The organism is Paraburkholderia sp. BR10923 (assembly GCF_040948765.1).
GTDB lineage: Bacteria > Pseudomonadota > Gammaproteobacteria > Burkholderiales > Burkholderiaceae > Paraburkholderia > Paraburkholderia youngii.
Genome location: NZ_JBFPKO010000022.1, coordinates 145,469 through 162,964 on the forward strand (window position 1 = coordinate 145,469; position 17,496 = coordinate 162,964).

Here is a 17,496-nt window from a genome sequence, read left to right on the forward strand (position 1 = left end):
GCTTAGAAACGGAAGTGCGAGAACGCCTTGTTGGCTTCTGCCATCCGGTGAACTTCGTCGCGCTTCTTCATCGCGCCGCCACGGCCTTCGGCCGCTTCGGATAGTTCACCTGCCAGACGCAGGGCCATCGACTTCTCGCTGCGCTTCTTCGCGGCTTCACGCAGCCAACGCATCGCCAATGCCATACGACGCGACGGGCGCACTTCGACCGGAACCTGATAGTTCGCACCACCAACGCGGCGGCTCTTCACTTCGACCACCGGCTTGACGTTGTTGAGCGCCACCGTGAACACCTCCAGCGGGTCCTTGCCACCCTTGGTCTGGATCTGTTCGAAAGCGCCGTACACGATACGCTCGGCAACCGACTTCTTGCCGGAGAGCATCAGGACGTTCATGAATTTTGCTACATCAACGTTGCCGAACTTCGGATCCGGCAACACTTCCCGCTTGGGGACTTCGCGACGACGCGGCATGTTTCTTCCTTTACCTTTTCAGTTGGAGCTGATTGCAGCCCCGCGGCCACCAACTAACCCGATTCATCCGTAAGACTAACCAGCCTGGTCGGGTGACCACTTACTCGATAGCACCGGCGATTCCGGCACCATCGCTATTACCGCCTTTGCAGGCGACCTGAAACTACGATTGACCGACTAATTACTTGCCAGCCTTGGCACGCTTCGCACCGTACTTCGAGCGAGCCTGCTTACGATCCTTGACGCCCTGGGTATCCAACGAGCCGCGAACCATGTGGTAACGCACACCCGGCAAGTCCTTCACACGGCCGCCGCGAATCAGCACGACCGAGTGTTCCTGCAGGTTGTGGCCTTCACCACCGATATACGAAATGACTTCGAAGCCATTCGTCAGGCGAACTTTGGCGACCTTACGGAGTGCAGAGTTCGGCTTCTTCGGCGTCGTGGTGTACACACGGGTGCACACGCCGCGACGCTGGGGGCAGTCCTGCAAGGCCGGGCTCTTGCTCTTCGTCGTTTCCGACGTGCGGCCTTTGCGAACCAGTTGATTGATGGTTGGCATTGTTTATTCCTGAAATTGAACAAAATCGACGCATCTGTTTCCAGGCAAAGCGGAAACGCCTGCGCATCGAACTTCCGGTTGGCCGACCTACGCACGAACTGAAGCCGCGCGCACGCATCCCAAGAACCGGAACCTAGCATAATATTCCGAAAATACTAAGGGAGTCAACAGGTTGCGATGTTTCGCATCCCTGTCAATCCGGCGAAACAGCCAGATGAGGTCAGTCGGCCGCTACGACGTTTAGCAATTCGTAACCGAAACGGTCAAGTTTACGGGCGCCCATGCCAGGAATCCCACGCAGATCCTCGATCGAATCCGGGCCGAGACGGGCGATTTCCGCAAGCGTCGCGTCGTGGAAAATCACATAAGCCGGCACGCCGTCGCTCTTCGCGGTTTCGGTGCGCCACATGCGTAGACGCTCCCAGCGGGCGCGCTCGCGAGGGCCCATGCCGATGGTCGGATCGGCGCGTTCGCTCGTACGCCCCGCCGATTGACGCGTGCGTGTGGGCTTGACGTAGCGCCGCATCGTCACCTTCTGCTCGCCCTTTAGCACCGGCTTGCTCGCCTCCGTGAGCACGAGCGAACCGAAGCCCTCGTGGTCGACCGTCAGGTAGCCGAATGCGACTAGCTGACGGAAGATCGCGCGCCACTCCGGCTCACCGAGCGCTGCGCCAATACCAAACGTGGTCAGCTTCTCGTGCCCGCGCTGCAGGATTTTCTCGCTGCGGTTGCCGCGCAAAATATCGATCAGGTGTCCGGCGCCAAAATGAAAGCCGCTCGCGCGCTGCGCGCGAAACACGCATGACAGGGCCATCTGAGCCTCGCGCGTCGCATCCCATGTCGGGGGCGGCTCGAGGCAGTTGTCGCAGTTGCCGCACGGTTGGCTCGTTTCGCCGAAGTACGCGAGCAGGCGCACCCGTCGGCAGGTCGCGGTTTCGCACAAACCGAGCAGCGCATCGAGCTTGCCGGTCTGGACGCGCTTGTGGGCGTCATCGGCTTCGGATTCGTCGATCATCTTGCGCTGCTGCACGACGTCGCCGAGCCCGTAGGCCATCCACGCGTTCGACGGCAGCCCGTCCCGGCCCGCGCGGCCGGTCTCCTGGTAGTACCCTTCGACGCTCTTTGGCAAATCCAGATGGGCGACGAACCGCACGTCGGGTTTGTCGATGCCCATGCCGAACGCGATCGTCGCGCACATCACGATGCCTTCCTCGCGCTGGAACATTTCCTGATGCTTCTGGCGCACTTCGAATTCCATGCCGGCGTGGTATGGCAGCGCGCGCATGCCCTTTTCCTTCAGCCACTCGGCGGTCTCCTCGACCTTGCGGCGCGACAGGCAATAGACGACGCCCGCGTCGGTCGTACCGTCGGCCTTCGTATGCTCGGCGCGGATGAAGTCGAGCAGTTGCGTGCGTGCGTTGTCTTTTTCGGCAATGCGATAGCGAATGTTCGGCCGATCGAAACTCGACACGAACACGCGCGCATCCTCGAGCGCGAGACGGTGGATGATTTCGTCGCGCGTGATCGCGTCGGCGGTCGCCGTCAGCGCAATGCGCGGCACATTCGGAAAGCGCTCGTGCAGCACCGACAGCTGGATATATTCGGGCCGGAAATCGTGTCCCCATTGCGACACACAGTGCGCTTCGTCGATCGCGAAAAGACCGATGCGCGTGCGCTCGAGCAGTTCCTGGAAGCGCGACGTCATCAGCCGCTCCGGTGCGACGTAGAGCAGATCGATGTCGCCGTCGCGAAGCGCCCGCTCGGTGGCCATCGCCTCCGCGCTCGACAGCGTCGAGTTCAGGTATGCGGCCCGCACGCCGACTTCGGTCAACGCGGCCACCTGATCCTGCATCAACGCAATCAGCGGCGACACCACGATGCCGGTGCCAAAGCCGCGTTCGCGCCGCACCAGCGACGGAATCTGATAGCACAGCGATTTGCCGCCGCCCGTCGGCATCAGCACGAGGCAATCGCCGCCATCGGCGACATGCTCGACAATTTCGCCCTGCTGCCCTCTGAACGCGGGATAACCAAAGACTTCGTTGAGGATTTCGAGCGGACGGGACATGTATTTGACAGAGACGGCGAAGGGAACGGCACGCAGGCGGTGAGACGAATTTTACCAACGCATTCGCGCCGCGCCCGCGCTTTGCGACAACCTTGGCCATCCGGCCTAGGGATGCGCCGGCGCATGGCACCGATGCACGTGCAAAAAATGAGCAAAAAAAAGCCGCTCAGTCGAAACTGAGCGGCTTTCGTGGCTCGTCAGGCAAGGCGGCTTGCGCCGCCAGCGCTTACTCGCCCGAGTGCTGCTGTTCGGCAGCCGGGGCTTCCGGCGTACCGAATTCGAACGACTCTTCCGCTGCGATCTGATCGAAACGCTCGCGGTCGGCCAGTTCCTTGCTCTTGCGCGCCTTGTGGAACGCGAGACCGGTACCGGCCGGAATCAGACGGCCGACGATCACGTTTTCCTTCAGGCCACGCAGGTCGTCGCGCTTGCCCATGATCGCCGCTTCGGTCAGCACGCGGGTCGTTTCCTGGAACGACGCCGCGGAGATGAACGAATCGGTCGACAGCGACGCCTTCGTGATACCGAGCAGCACGTTTTCGTACGTTGCCGGACGCTTGTCTTCCGCGATCATACGGTCGTTCTCGTCGAGCATGTCCGACCGCTCGACCTGTTCGCCCGGGATGAAACGCGTATCGCCGTTGTCCGTGATCTGCACGCGGCGCAGCATCTGACGCACGATCACTTCGATGTGCTTGTCGTTGATCTTCACGCCTTGCAGACGGTACACGTCCTGCACTTCGTCCACGATGTAACGCGACAGCGCCTCGACGCCCTGCAGACGCAGGATGTCGTGCGGATCCGCCGGTCCGTCGACGATCATTTCGCCCTTGTTGACGACCTGACCATCGTGCACCAGAACCTGCTTTTCCTTCGCGATCAGGAACTCGTGCTGGTTGCCCTCGAGGTCCGTGATAACGAGACGCTGCTTGCCCTTCGTGTCCTTACCGAACGACGTCGTACCCGTGACTTCCGCCAGGATACCTGCATCCTTCGGCGAACGTGCTTCGAACAGTTCCGCCACACGCGGCAGACCACCGGTAATGTCGCGCGTCTTCTGCGATTCGGTCGGGATACGTGCAAGCACTTCACCAACCTGCACCTGCTGACCGTCCTTCACGGTGATCAGCGCGCCGACCTGGAAGCCGATCTGCACCGAGTGCTCGGTGTTCGGGATCTTCACTTCCTCGCCGTTCGCATCGAGCAGCTTGACCTGCGGACGCACCGTCTTGGACGCCTGCGAACCACGACGCTTCACGTCGATCACGACGAGCGTGGACAGCCCCGTCACATCGTCGATCTGCTTCGCGACCGTCACGCCTTCCTCGACGTTCTCGAACTTCACCGTACCACCGTACTCGGTGATGATCGGACGCGTCATCGGATCCCACGTGGCCAGTTGCGTGCCGGCCTTGATCTGCGCGCCGTCGAGCTGCAGCAGCGTGGCGCCGTACGGCACCTTGTGACGCTCGCGCTCGCGGCCGTGATCGTCGGTGATCATCGCTTCGCCCGAACGCGAGATGACGATCTGCTCGCCCTTCGCATTCGTAACGTAGCGCATCGTCGACGTGAAACGCACCGTACCGTTCGACTTCGCTTCGACCGACGAAGCCACCGCCGCACGCGACGCCGCGCCACCGATGTGGAACGTACGCATCGTGAGCTGCGTGCCCGGTTCACCGATCGACTGCGCTGCGATCACGCCGACCGCTTCGCCGACGTTCACCAGCGAGCCGCGGCCGAGGTCGCGCCCGTAGCAGGCCGCGCACAGACCATAACGGGTTTCGCAGGTGAGCGGCGTGCGCACGCGCACTTCGTCGATGCCGAGGCGTTCGATATCTTCGACCGCGTCTTCGTCGAGCAGCGTGCCCGCTTCGAACAGCGTTTCCTGCGATTCCGGGTTGACGATGTCAGCCACCGCCACGCGACCCAGAATACGGTCACGCAGTGCTTCGACCACTTCACCGCCTTCCACAAGCGCCTTCATCGCCACGCCGTTCGACGTGCCGCAATCTTCCTCGACGACGACCAGATCTTGCGTCACGTCGACCAGACGACGCGTCAGGTACCCCGAGTTAGCGGTCTTCAGTGCCGTATCAGCCAGACCCTTACGTGCGCCGTGGGTCGAGATGAAGTACTGCAACACGTTCAGACCTTCGCGGAAGTTCGCCGTAATCGGCGTCTCGATGATCGAGCCGTCCGGCTTCGCCATCAGGCCGCGCATACCAGCCAGCTGACGGATCTGAACCGCGGAACCACGAGCGCCCGAGTCCGCCATCATGTAGATGGAGTTGAACGACTCCTGACGCGTCTGGTTGCCGTCACGGTCCGTGACCGGTTCCGTCGACAGCTGCTCCATCATCGCCTTGCCGACCGCTTCCGACGTCGCCGACCAGATGTCGACCACGTTGTTGTAGCGTTCCTGCGCGGTGACGAGACCCGACATGTACTGACGGTCGTATTCCTTCACCTTCTTCGCGGCGTCGCCGACGATGGTTTCCTTCTGCGGCGGCACGAGCATGTCGTCGACGCAGATCGAAATACCAGCGCGCGTTGCCAGGCGGAAGCCCGACTGCATCAGCTGGTCGGCGAAAATCACCGTCTCACGCAGACCGCACTTGCGGAACGCAGTGTTGATCAGACGCGAGATTTCCTTCTTCTTCAGCGGCTTATTCAGCACCGAGAACGGCAGACCCGGCGGCAGAATTTCCGACAGGATCGAACGGCCGACCGTGGTTGCGTACAGCGTGATCTTCGGCACGAACGCCGGCGCGCCTTCCGACTTGTCTTCGTTGTGGACCATTTCGGTGATCCGCACGTTGACGCGCGAGGCCAGCTCGACTTCCTTGTTCTCGTACGCGCGCAGCACTTCCGACACGCCCGTGAACGTCAGGCCTTCGCCCTTGCCGTTCACCGCTTCGCGCGTCGCGTAGTACAGGCCGAGCACGATGTCCTGCGACGGCACGATCGACGGATCGCCGTTGGCCGGGAACAGCACGTTGTTCGACGCGAGCATCAGCGTGCGCGCTTCCATCTGCGCTTCGAGCGACAGCGGCACGTGAACGGCCATCTGGTCACCGTCGAAGTCGGCGTTGAACGCCGCGCAGACGAGCGGGTGCAGCTGGATTGCCTTACCTTCGATCAGCACCGGCTCGAAAGCCTGGATGCCGAGACGGTGCAGCGTCGGCGCGCGGTTCAGCATGACCGGATGTTCGCGGATCACCTCTTCGAGGATGTCCCACACCACCGGCGTCTGGTTCTCGACTTCCTTCTTCGCAGCCTTGATGGTGGTAGCGACACCCATCACTTCGAGCTTGTTGAAGATGAACGGCTTGAACAGTTCGAGCGCCATCAGCTTCGGCAGACCGCACTGATGCAGCTTCAGCGTCGGGCCGACCACGATCACCGAACGGCCCGAGTAGTCGACGCGCTTACCGAGCAGGTTTTGACGGAAGCGACCGCCCTTACCCTTGATCATGTCTGCGAGCGACTTCAGCGGACGCTTGTTCGCGCCGGTCATCGCCTTGCCGCGACGGCCGTTGTCGAGCAGCGAGTCGACGGCTTCCTGGAGCATCCGCTTTTCGTTGCGGACGATGATCTCAGGCGCCTTCAGCTCGAGCAGACGCTTCAACCGGTTGTTACGGTTGATCACGCGGCGATACAGGTCATTCAAGTCTGACGTTGCGAAACGGCCGCCGTCGAGCGGCACCAGCGGACGCAGTTCCGGCGGCAGCACCGGCAGCACTTCGAGGACCATCCAGTCCGGCTTGATGCCCGAACGCTGGAATGCCTCGAGCACCTTCAGGCGCTTCGCGTACTTCTTGATCTTCGCTTCCGAGCCGGTGTTGCGCAGCTCCGTGCGCAGCATTTCGACCTGCTCGTCGATGTTGATCGCGCGCAGCAGCTCGCGAATACCTTCCGCGCCCATTTCGGCACGGAATTCGTCGCCGTATTCCTCGACCTTGTTGTAGTAATCCTCTTCGGTCATGATCTGCCGCGCTTTGAGCGGCGTCATGCCCGGATCGATCACCACGTAGGCTTCGAAGTACAGCACGCGCTCGATGTCGCGCAGCGTCATGTCGAGCACCATGCCCAGACGCGACGGCAGCGACTTCAGAAACCAGATGTGCGCAACCGGCGAGGCCAGTTCAATGTGGCCCATGCGCTCGCGACGCACCTTCGCAAGCGTCACTTCGACGCCGCACTTCTCGCAGATCACGCCGCGGTGCTTCAGGCGCTTGTACTTGCCGCAAAGGCATTCGTAGTCCTTGATCGGACCGAAAATCTTCGCGCAGAACAGACCATCGCGCTCCGGCTTGAACGTGCGGTAGTTGATGGTTTCCGGCTTCTTGACTTCACCGAACGACCACGAACGGATCTTGTCCGGCGAGGCCAGACCGATCTTGATCGCGTCAAAAACTTCAGGTTGTTGGACTTGCTTGAATAGATCGAGCAAAGCTTTCATCGCTTCTCTCCAGTAGTCCGATTAGTTCCGGTCCAGGTCGATGTCGATACCCAGCGACCGGATTTCCTTCACCAACACGTTGAACGACTCAGGCATGCCGGCATCGATCACGTGATCGCCCTTGACCAGGTTCTCGTAAACCTTGGTCCGGCCCGTCACGTCGTCCGACTTCACCGTCAGCATTTCCTGCAGCACGTACGATGCGCCGTACGCTTCGAGCGCCCACACTTCCATTTCACCGAAACGCTGGCCACCGAACTGCGCCTTACCGCCCAACGGCTGCTGCGTCACGAGCGAGTACGGACCCGTGGAACGCGCGTGCATCTTGTCGTCGACCAGGTGGTGCAGCTTCAGGTAGTGCATGTAGCCGACCGTCACCGTACGTTCGAACATCTCGCCCGTGCGGCCGTCAAACAGACGCACCTGGTTCTTCGACGGCGTCATGCCGAGGTTCTCAGCGATCTCGTCCGGGAACGCCAGATCCAACGCGCGCGACATTTCTTCTTCCGTCGCACCGTCGAACACCGGCGTTGCAAACGGCACACCTTCGCGCAAATTCTTCGCCAGTTCGAGGATTTCGTCGTCGCTAAAGCTGTCCAGCTCTTCGGCGCGGCCCGATTCGTTGTAGATCTTGATCAGGAATTCGCGCAGTTCAGCGATCTTCGCCTGACGCTGCAGCATTTCGCCGATACGCCAGCCGAGACCCTTCGCGGCCCAACCCAGATGCACTTCGAGAACCTGACCCACGTTCATCCGCGACGGCACGCCGAGCGGGTTCAGAACGACGTCAGCCGGACGGCCGTCGGCCATGTACGGCATGTCTTCGATCGGCACGATCTTCGACACGACACCCTTGTTACCGTGACGGCCTGCCATCTTGTCGCCAGGTTGCAGACGGCGCTTCACTGCCAGATACACCTTGACCATCTTCAGCACGCCCGGCGGCAGTTCGTCGCCCTGGGTGAGCTTCTTGCGCTTCTCTTCGAACGCGAGGTCGAACTGGTGACGCTTCTCTTCGATCGAGTTCTTGATCGCTTCGAGCTGGGCCGCTGCTTCTTCATCCGCGAGGCGGATGTCGAACCAGTGGTAGTGGTCCAGATCTTCGAGGTAAGCGCGCTCGATCTTCGTGCCCTTCGCGAGCTTCTTCGGACCGCCGTTCGCAACCTTGCCTTCGAGCATTCGCGCGAGACGCTGGAACGCATCGCCTTCCACGATACGCAGCTGGTCGTTCAGGTCGAGGCGATAGCGCTTCAGTTCATCGTCGATGATCTGTTGGGCGCGCTTGTCGCGCTGGATGCCTTCACGGGTGAACACTTGAACGTCGATCACGGTACCGCTCATGCCCGACGGCACACGCAGCGACGTGTCCTTCACGTCAGATGCCTTCTCACCGAAGATCGCGCGCAGCAGCTTTTCTTCCGGCGTCAGCTGGGTTTCGCCCTTCGGCGTGACCTTGCCGACCAGCACGTCGCCCGCTTCGACTTCCGCGCCGATGTACACGATGCCCGACTCGTCGAGACGGCCAAGCTGCACTTCCGCGAGGTTCGAGATGTCGCGCGTGATTTCTTCCGGTCCGAGCTTCGTGTCGCGAGCAACGACATTCAGTTCTTCGATGTGGATCGACGTGTAACGATCGTCTGCAACCACCTTCTCCGAGATCAGGATCGAGTCTTCGAAGTTGTAGCCGTTCCACGGCATGAACGCGATCAGCATGTTCTGGCCGAGCGCGAGCTCGCCCAGATCGGTTGATGCGCCGTCAGCCAGCACGTCACCTCGCGCAACCTTGTCGCCCATCTTCACGATCGGACGCTGGTTGATGTTCGTGTTCTGGTTCGAACGCGTGTACTTGATCAGGTTGTAAATGTCGACACCGACTTCACCTGCGACCGCTTCGTCGTCGTTCACGCGAATCACGATACGGCCCGCGTCGACGTAATCGACCACACCGCCACGCAGTGCCTGAACCGTCGTGCCCGAGTCGACCGCCACGGTGCGCTCGATGCCCGTACCAACGACCGGCTTTTCCGGACGCAGACACGGCACAGCCTGACGCTGCATGTTCGAGCCCATCAATGCGCGGTTCGCGTCGTCGTGCTCGAGGAACGGGATCAGCGATGCTGCAACCGACACGATCTGCGACGGCGCCACGTCCATGTACTGGATGCGATCCGGCGTGACCATCAGCGTTTCGCCAGCTTCACGCGACGACACGAGCTCGTCGGTCAGCGTGCCGTCGTCAGCCACCGCCGCGTTCGCCTGAGCAATCACGTAACGGCCTTCTTCGATCGCCGACAGGTAGTCGATCTGGTCGGTCACCTTGCCGTCCGCAACCTTGCGATACGGCGTTTCGAGGAAGCCGTATTCGTTCAGGTGCGCGTACAGAGCGAGCGAGTTGATCAGACCGATGTTCGGACCTTCCGGCGTTTCGATCGGGCACACGCGGCCGTAGTGGGTCGGATGCACGTCGCGGACTTCGAAGCCGGCGCGCTCACGCGTCAGACCGCCCGGGCCCAGCGCGGAAACACGACGCTTGTGCGTGATTTCCGACAGCGGGTTGGTCTGGTCCATGAACTGCGACAGCTGCGACGAACCGAAGAACTCGCGGATTGCCGACGAAATCGGCTTCGAGTTGATCAGGTCGTGCGGCATCAGGTTTTCGCTTTCGGCCTGGCCGAGGCGTTCCTTCACGGCACGTTCGACACGGACGAGACCCGCGCGGAACTGGTTCTCCGCGAGTTCGCCGACGCAACGCACACGACGGTTGCCGAGGTGGTCGATGTCGTCGACTTCACCCTTGCCGTTGCGCAGCTCGACAAGGATCTTGATCGTCGCGAGGATGTCGTCGTCCTGCAGCGTCATCGGACCGACGATTTCGTCGCGGCCGACCCGGCGATTGAACTTCATACGACCCACCTTCGACAGGTCGTATGCTTCTTCGCTGTAGAACAGACGGTTGAACAGTGCCTCGACCGCTTCTTCGGTCGGCGGCTCGCCCGGGCGCATCATGCGGTAGATCGCAATGCGCGCGGCCATCTTGTCGGCCGTTTCGTCGATACGCAGCGTCGACGAGATATACGGACCCTGGTCCAGATCGTTCGTGTAGAGCGTCTGGATGTCCTTGATCTTCGCCTCACGCAGCTTCTCGAGCACGGACTCGGTGATTTCGTCGTTCGCGTTCGAGATGACTTCGCCGGTATCGCCGTCGATCACGTTCTTCGCGAGCACACGGCCGAGCAGATAGTCTTCCGGCACCGAGATGAACTTGGTCTTCGCGTTATCGAGGTCGCGAATGTGCTTCGCGTTGATCCGCTTGTCCTTCTGGACGATCACGTTGCCGTCGCGGTCCGTGATATCGAAGCGCGCGACTTCACCACGCAGACGCTCCGGCACGAATTCCATCTGCGCGCCTTCCGGCATCAGCGTGAAATTGTCGAACACGAAGAAATTTGCGAGGATCTGTTCGGGCGTCAGGCCGATTGCCTTCAGCAGGATCGTGACCGGCATCTTGCGACGACGGTCGACGCGGAAGTAGAGCACGTCCTTCGGGTCGAATTCGAAGTCGAGCCACGAGCCGCGGTAAGGAATGATACGTGCCGAGAACAGCAGCTTGCCCGAGCTATGCGTCTTGCCTTTGTCGTGTTCGAAGAACACGCCCGGCGAACGGTGCAACTGCGAAACGATTACACGTTCCGTGCCATTGATGACGAACGAACCGGTCGGCGTCATGAGCGGGATTTCGCCCATGTATACTTCCTGTTCCTTCACTTCCTTGACGACCGGCTTGCTCGGCGATTCCTTGTCGAGCAGCACCAGACGCACCTTGGCGCGCAGCGCCGAGCAGTACGTCAGACCGCGCTGCTGGCATTCCTTGATGTTGAATGCCGGCGGCGACAGCATGTAGCTGACGAACTCGAGACGCGCGAAGCCGTTATGCGAAACGATCGGGAAAACGGAAGTAAACGCTGCCTGCAGGCCTTCCGGCTTGCGTTGCGTAGACGACGTATCTGCTTGCAGAAACGTGCTGAATGATTCAAGCTGGGTAGCCAGCAGGAAAGGTACTTGGTGAACGATGGGGCGCTTCGCAAAACTCTTGCGAATGCGCTTCTTCTCGGTGAAGGAATATTGCATACGATCTCCGAATCACGGCGGGCATAGTTGTCGAGGCAGGATACCTTGATGAGACAACCCGAGTGTTCACCGACTGAGACCCGATGGCCGTCCGATGGCTTGAACGAGCCTAGAAGCTTGGTGGTTGGCCGCTACCAACCGCTGGCTGACGGCAGCGGATGCCTGTGTTGCCCGCTGCCCGACCAAACTTGCCTTCTGCAGTCGCTTCAGAAGACAAAGAGAAGCGCCGGTCAATGTTACCGATTGGCGATTTTCTTTGGCTTCTGGGGATTACGCCCTTGCCGGCATACACCTGCAAAAACGCAGCCCCCACAAAGCACAAAAAGGCCGGCGGTGAAAAACCGCCAGCCTTCGCACAGCGCGTTGAAACTTACTTGATTTCAACCTTCGCGCCGGCTTCTTCCAGCTTCTTCTTGGCTTCTTCAGCTGCAGCCTTGGGCACCGCTTCCTTAACGGGCTTCGGTGCGCCGTCGACGAGATCCTTCGCTTCCTTCAGGCCGAGACCCGTCAGTTCGCGAACAGCCTTAATGACGGAAACCTTGTTTGCACCGGTTTCAGCCAGAATGACCGTGAATTCGGTCTGCTCTTCAGCAGCAGCAGCGCCGCCGCCTGCGCCTGCCGGGCCTGCCACTGCAACAGCAGCTGCCGACACGCCAAACTTTTCTTCGAACGCCTTAACCAGCTCGTTCAGTTCCAGAACCGACATCGAGCCTACGGCTTCGAGGATGTCTTCTTTTGCGATTGCCATTTGAAATACTCCTAAATTGAATTCGGATACAGCCAGCGATCAATTACGCTCGACTGAAGTGCATTACGCAGCGGTTTCTTCGCCTTGTTTCTTTTCTGCCAGCGCGGCCAGAGCACGCGCAAAGCCCGAAACAGGTGCCTGCATAACGAACAACAGCTTGGAGAGCAGTTCCTCGCGGCTCGGGATGTTTGCCAGCGCTTGCACGCCAGCCTTGTCCATCACCTTGCCTTCGTAGGAACCAGCCTTGATGACCAACTTGTCATTGCCCTTGCTGAAGTCATTGACGACCTTAGCAGCAGCAATTGCATCTTCCGAGATGCCGTAGATCAGAGGGCCAGTCATCTGCTCTGCCAGCGGAGCAAACGGGGTACCCTCGACGGCGCGACGCGCCAGCGTGTTCTTCAACACGCGAAGGTAAACCTGTTGCTCGCGCGCTTTCGCGCGCAGCTTGGTCAGATCGCCAACCGCGATTCCACGATACTCAGCCAGAACCACGGTCTGAGCTTTCGCGACTTGCGCGGCAACCTCAGCGACGACGGCCTGCTTGCTTTCTTTGTTGAGTGGCACGGTTAACCTCCAGATTCGATACACGCAGCGTGCGCCTTGTGTACCGCGTTCAATAACGGCGTCCGACCAGTCAGGAGTATTTCGACCGTCCTAAGCCCGCATTCCTACGGACATCGGACGGCTTCATCACTACAAAACCTTTTCGGGTTCGCCATCTGCGTTGGCCTTACATTAAGGACTCGCCCGCCTGCTGCGTGCCCGCCAACGGTCTTTGACAACCGGTTGCGCAATGCAGACTGCCACCTCGCAACCGCCCAAAGCCCTTAAAAACCGCCCCGATTCGCACCAGAGCGGCCAAATTCATTACTGTGCAGTGATCGACGTCTGGTCGACGCGAACGCCCACGCCCATCGTGCTCGACAGCGCGACCTTGCGGAGGTACACGCCCTTGCTCGTTGCCGGCTTCGCCTTTTGCAGCGCTTCGATCAGCGCGTTCAGGTTGTTGCGCAGGGCTGCCGGTTCGAACGAAGCACGGCCGATCGTTGCGTGGATGATACCGGCCTTGTCGACACGGAATTGCACCTGACCCGCCTTGGCGTTCTTGACCGCAGTCGCGACGTCCGGGGTTACCGTGCCAACCTTCGGGTTCGGCATCAGGCCGCGCGGCCCCAGGATCTGACCGAGCGTACCGACAATACGCATCGTGTCCGGCGAAGCGATTACGATGTCGAAGTTCAGGTTGCCGGCCTTGACCTGTTCAGCCAGGTCTTCCATACCGACGACGTCAGCACCAGCGGCACGAGCCTGCTCAGCCTTGTCCCCCTGCGCGAACACAGCGACGCGCACCGACTTACCCGTGCCAGCCGGCAACACGACCGACCCACGAACCACTTGATCCGACTTCTTTGCGTCGATGCCGAGTTGCACGGCGACGTCGATCGACTCGTCAAACTTCGCGCTTGCACATTCCTTCACGAGCGACAGAGCATCCTCAATCGGATACAGCTTCTGACGATCCACTTTGGCTGCAAATGCTTGCAGACGCTTCGAAAGCTTAGCCATTTACACGCCCTCCACGGTGATGCCCATCGAGCGGGCGCTACCAGCGATTGTACGAACCGCTGCATCCAGATCAGCAGCCGTCAGATCGGGCATCTTGGTCTTGGCGATATCTTCGGCTTGAGCGCGGGTGATCTTGCCGACCTTGTCGGTGTGCGGCTTGCTCGAACCCTTGTCGAGCTTCGCTGCCTTCTTAATCAGAACCGTTGCCGGCGGCGTCTTCAGAACGAACGTGAAGCTCTTGTCTGCGAATGCCGTGATCACGACAGGAATCGGCAGACCCGGCTCCATTGCTTGAGTCTGCGCGTTGAACGCCTTGCAGAACTCCATGATGTTCAGGCCGCGCTGACCCAGTGCCGGACCAACCGGCGGCGACGGGTTGGCTTTACCTGCAGGAATCTGCAGCTTGATAAAGCCGATAATTTTCTTTGCCATTTCGAGAACCTCTTTGGACCGCCGACCTACTTGCGGACGCTCAGTGAGTAGTAGCGCGTGTTCGCCGACAGTTGGCTAATTACGCTCCTCAACGGCCATTACGCGGACCGTAAGCGCGAAAGACGGAACGCACCCAGCGATGCGCTCCGTAAAACTTGGACTACAACTTTTCGACCTGACCGAATTCCAACTCGACCGGCGTTGCCCGGCCGAAGATCGTAACGGAAACACGGACTCGCGACTTTTCGTAGTTCACTTCTTCGACGCTGCCGTTGAAATCTGTGAACGGGCCTTCTTTTACCCGCACCATCTCGCCTACTTCGAACAGGGTCTTCGGACGCGGCTTCTCCACGCCCTCCTGCATCTGCGACATGATTTTTTCAACTTCCCGAGGGGAAATCGGACTCGGGCGGTTGCGCGCCCCGCCTACAAAACCGGTCACCTTCGCCGTGTTCTTCACGAGGTGCCACGTTTCATCTGTCATTTCCATCTCGACTAAAACGTAGCCGGGGAAAAAACGACGTTCCGTCACTGATTTGTGACCACCCTTTACCTCAACAACTTCTTCTGTGGGAACGAGGATCTGCCCGAACTGATCCTGCATGCCAGCCCGCTCGATGCGCTCCTGGAGCGCTCGCTGCACACTCTTCTCCATACCTGAGTATGCGTGCACCACGTACCAACGCTTGCCACTCGGGGATGCCGGAGTATCACTCATATCATTTCCAACCCAGAATCGCCGAGAAAATCGCCCACTCGATGGATTTATCACAAACCCAGAGAAAGATGGCCATCACGACTACGAAGCCGAACACTACAAGCGTCGTTTGCGTGGCTTCTTTGCGAGTCGGCCAAACGACCTTACGGACTTCTTTATACGAGTCTTTGGCGAAAGCGATGAAACCCTTGCCCGGCGCCGAGAGAAGCCCGACTGCGACACCCGCGATCGCACCAATGGCCAAGGCAGCTCCGCGGATGTACCATTCCTGGCCACTAAGCCAGAAGAACCCCACGAACCCGGCCAAGACCAGCAACACACCGGCGATCAACATCATCTTGTCGCCGGATGTATTTACAGTTTCGACGGAAGGATTCGCCATAACACCTTAACGAAGCGCCACTACGACGCGATAGTTGGCAGGGGCAGAGGGAATCGAACCCCCAACCTTCGGTTTTGGAGACCGACGCTCTGCCAGTTGAGCTATACCCCTAAACCATTTGGGGTTGACGACGCCGCCAACCCCGATACAACCGATTATCGAGAACTGTCTGGCGTTACTCGATGATCTTTGCGACGACACCAGCGCCGACCGTACGGCCACCTTCGCGGATTGCGAAGCGGAGGCCTTCTTCCATCGCGATCGGGTTGATCAGCTTCACCGTAATCGACACGTTGTCGCCCGGCATCACCATTTCCTTGTCCTTCGGCAGCTCGATCGAGCCCGTCACGTCCGTCGTACGGAAGTAGAACTGCGGACGGTAGTTGTTGAAGAACGGCGTGTGACGGCCGCCTTCGTCCTTGCTCAGCACGTACACTTCAGCCGTGAAGTGCGTGTGCGGGTTGATCGAACCCGGCTTGGCCAGAACCTGGCCACGCTCCACGTCTTCACGCTTCGTGCCGCGCAGCAGGATACCAACGTTGTCGCCAGCCTGACCCTGATCGAGCAGCTTGCGGAACATTTCCACGCCCGTGCAGGTCGTCTTGGCCGTTGCACGGATACCGACGATCTCGATTTCCTCGCCGACCTTGATCACGCCACGCTCGACGCGGCCCGTCACCACCGTGCCACGACCCGAGATCGAGAACACGTCTTCCACCGGCATCAGGAACGAACCGTCAACCGCGCGCTCCGGCGTCGGGATGTACGTGTCCAGCGCGTCGGCCAGGTTCATGATCGCCACTTCGCCCAGCTCGCCCTTGTCGCCTTCCAGCGCGAGCTTGGCCGAACCCTTGATGATCGGCGTGTCGTCGCCCGGGAAGTCGTACTTCGACAGAAGTTCGCGAACTTCCATCTCGACGAGCTCCAGCAGCTCAGCGTCGTCCACCATGTCGCACTTGTTCAGGAACACGATGATGTACGGAACGCCAACCTGACGCGCCAGCAGGATGTGCTCACGCGTTTGCGGCATCGGGCCGTCAGCAGCCGAGCACACCAGGATCGCGCCGTCCATCTGCGCCGCACCCGTGATCATGTTCTTCACGTAGTCAGCATGGCCCGGGCAGTCAACGTGTGCGTAGTGGCGGTTAGCCGTTTCGTACTCGACGTGCGCGGTGTTGATGGTAATGCCGCGCGCCTTTTCTTCCGGCGCCGCGTCGATCTGGTCGTACGCCTTCGCTTCGCCGCCAAACTTCTGCGTCAGAACCGTCGTGATCGCTGCCGTCAGCGTGGTCTTGCCGTGGTCAACGTGACCGATCGTGCCCACGTTCACGTGCGGCTTGGTCCGCTCAAACTTACCCTTGGCCATTTTCGACTCCTAAGAGGATTTTCCGTACGTTGCGCCGGGCGCAAACAATCACCGATTACTTCTGGTGCCCATGGGCAGGATCGAACTGCCGACCTCTCCCTTACCAAGGGAGTGCTCTACCACTGAGCCACATGGGCGCTACATCTGTGCTGCTGGAGCGGGTGAAGGGAATCGAACCCTCGTCGTAAGCTTGGAAGGCTTCTGCTCTACCATTGAGCTACACCCGCAAGGATCATGGATTCCCAACAACTGCTGCAACTTGCATTCTGGTGGAGGAGGTTGGATTCGAACCAACGTAGGCGTAAGCCAACAGATTTACAGTCTGCCCCCTTTAGCCACTCGGGCACCCCTCCGCAGAGAACTAATGATTATGGTGGAACAACATCCTTTTGTCAAGACCTGCTTGACCGTTCCGATCCCAACGCTCTCACTTATATAGTGATCGGCTGTTAGCTTTCCGTAAACGCAGAAACCCCACCGCTGGGCGGTGGGGTTTCTGGCTTTGGGGGAGCCTGACGATTACCTACTTTCACACGGGCAATCCGCACTATCATCGGCGTGGAGTCGTTTCACGGTCCTGTTCGG

Annotated in this window: 12 protein-coding genes and 4 tRNA genes; all 16 read right to left on the reverse strand. The window is 60.0% G+C overall.

Going from position 1 to position 17,496, the window contains the following annotated elements; genetic code table 11:
* Nucleotides 1–2: 2 nt before the first annotated feature.
* Complete coding sequence (gene rpsG, locus AB3X94_RS31635) at nt 3–473, reverse strand: 30S ribosomal protein S7 (RefSeq protein WP_006053291.1); 471 nt, start codon at nt 471–473, stop codon at nt 3–5.
* 181 nt (nt 474–654) lie between these two features.
* Nucleotides 655–1,035 carry a 30S ribosomal protein S12 gene (gene rpsL, locus AB3X94_RS31640; protein ID WP_006053290.1) on the reverse strand — a complete coding sequence of 127 codons (381 nt, stop codon included), beginning with the start codon at nt 1,033–1,035 and terminating at the stop codon, nt 655–657.
* 220 nt (nt 1,036–1,255) lie between these two features.
* On the reverse strand, nt 1,256–3,103 hold the full coding sequence (gene recQ, locus AB3X94_RS31645; RefSeq protein WP_368613598.1) for a DNA helicase RecQ: 1,848 nt from the start codon (nt 3,101–3,103) through the stop codon (nt 1,256–1,258).
* Nucleotides 3,104–3,329: 226 nt separating this feature from the next.
* A complete protein-coding gene (rpoC, locus tag AB3X94_RS31650; RefSeq protein ID WP_176110095.1) occupies nt 3,330–7,568 on the reverse strand; it encodes a DNA-directed RNA polymerase subunit beta' in 4,239 nt (1,412 codons plus the stop codon).
* 21 nt (nt 7,569–7,589) lie between these two features.
* Nucleotides 7,590–11,696, reverse strand: coding sequence for a DNA-directed RNA polymerase subunit beta (gene rpoB / locus AB3X94_RS31655; RefSeq protein ID WP_176110094.1), 4,107 nt, complete (start codon nt 11,694–11,696; stop codon nt 7,590–7,592).
* Between the two features lie 370 nt (nt 11,697–12,066).
* Nucleotides 12,067–12,444, reverse strand: coding sequence for a 50S ribosomal protein L7/L12 (gene rplL, locus AB3X94_RS31660; RefSeq protein WP_167045402.1), 378 nt, complete (start codon nt 12,442–12,444; stop codon nt 12,067–12,069).
* 63 nt (nt 12,445–12,507) lie between these two features.
* Nucleotides 12,508–13,011 (reverse strand): 50S ribosomal protein L10, encoded by a 504-nt coding sequence (rplJ, locus tag AB3X94_RS31665; protein ID WP_176110093.1) that lies wholly within the window; start codon nt 13,009–13,011, stop codon nt 12,508–12,510.
* A 303-nt stretch (nt 13,012–13,314) separates the two neighbouring features.
* Complete coding sequence (gene rplA / locus AB3X94_RS31670) at nt 13,315–14,013, reverse strand: 50S ribosomal protein L1 (RefSeq protein ID WP_176110092.1); 699 nt, start codon at nt 14,011–14,013, stop codon at nt 13,315–13,317.
* Nucleotides 14,014–14,445 (reverse strand): 50S ribosomal protein L11, encoded by a 432-nt coding sequence (rplK, locus tag AB3X94_RS31675; protein WP_008922976.1) that lies wholly within the window; start codon nt 14,443–14,445, stop codon nt 14,014–14,016.
* Nucleotides 14,446–14,605: 160 nt separating this feature from the next.
* Nucleotides 14,606–15,163, reverse strand: a complete 558-nt coding sequence (gene nusG, locus AB3X94_RS31680; protein ID WP_075303275.1) for a transcription termination/antitermination protein NusG — start codon at nt 15,161–15,163, stop codon at nt 14,606–14,608.
* A 1-nt stretch (nt 15,164) separates the two neighbouring features.
* Nucleotides 15,165–15,545, reverse strand: coding sequence for a preprotein translocase subunit SecE (gene secE / locus AB3X94_RS31685; protein WP_176110091.1), 381 nt, complete (start codon nt 15,543–15,545; stop codon nt 15,165–15,167).
* Between the two features lie 35 nt (nt 15,546–15,580).
* Nucleotides 15,581–15,656, reverse strand: a tRNA-Trp gene (locus AB3X94_RS31690).
* A 64-nt stretch (nt 15,657–15,720) separates the two neighbouring features.
* The gene (gene tuf, locus AB3X94_RS31695; RefSeq protein ID WP_013090760.1) at nt 15,721–16,911 is read right to left on the reverse strand and encodes an elongation factor Tu; all 1,191 of its coding nucleotides are present in this window, start codon (nt 16,909–16,911) and stop codon (nt 15,721–15,723) included.
* A 62-nt stretch (nt 16,912–16,973) separates the two neighbouring features.
* Nucleotides 16,974–17,048 (reverse strand) — tRNA-Thr (locus tag AB3X94_RS31700).
* A 16-nt stretch (nt 17,049–17,064) separates the two neighbouring features.
* Nucleotides 17,065–17,138 (reverse strand) — tRNA-Gly (locus AB3X94_RS31705).
* Nucleotides 17,139–17,178: 40 nt separating this feature from the next.
* Nucleotides 17,179–17,264 (reverse strand) — tRNA-Tyr (locus tag AB3X94_RS31710).
* Nucleotides 17,265–17,496: the final 232 nt, after the last annotated feature.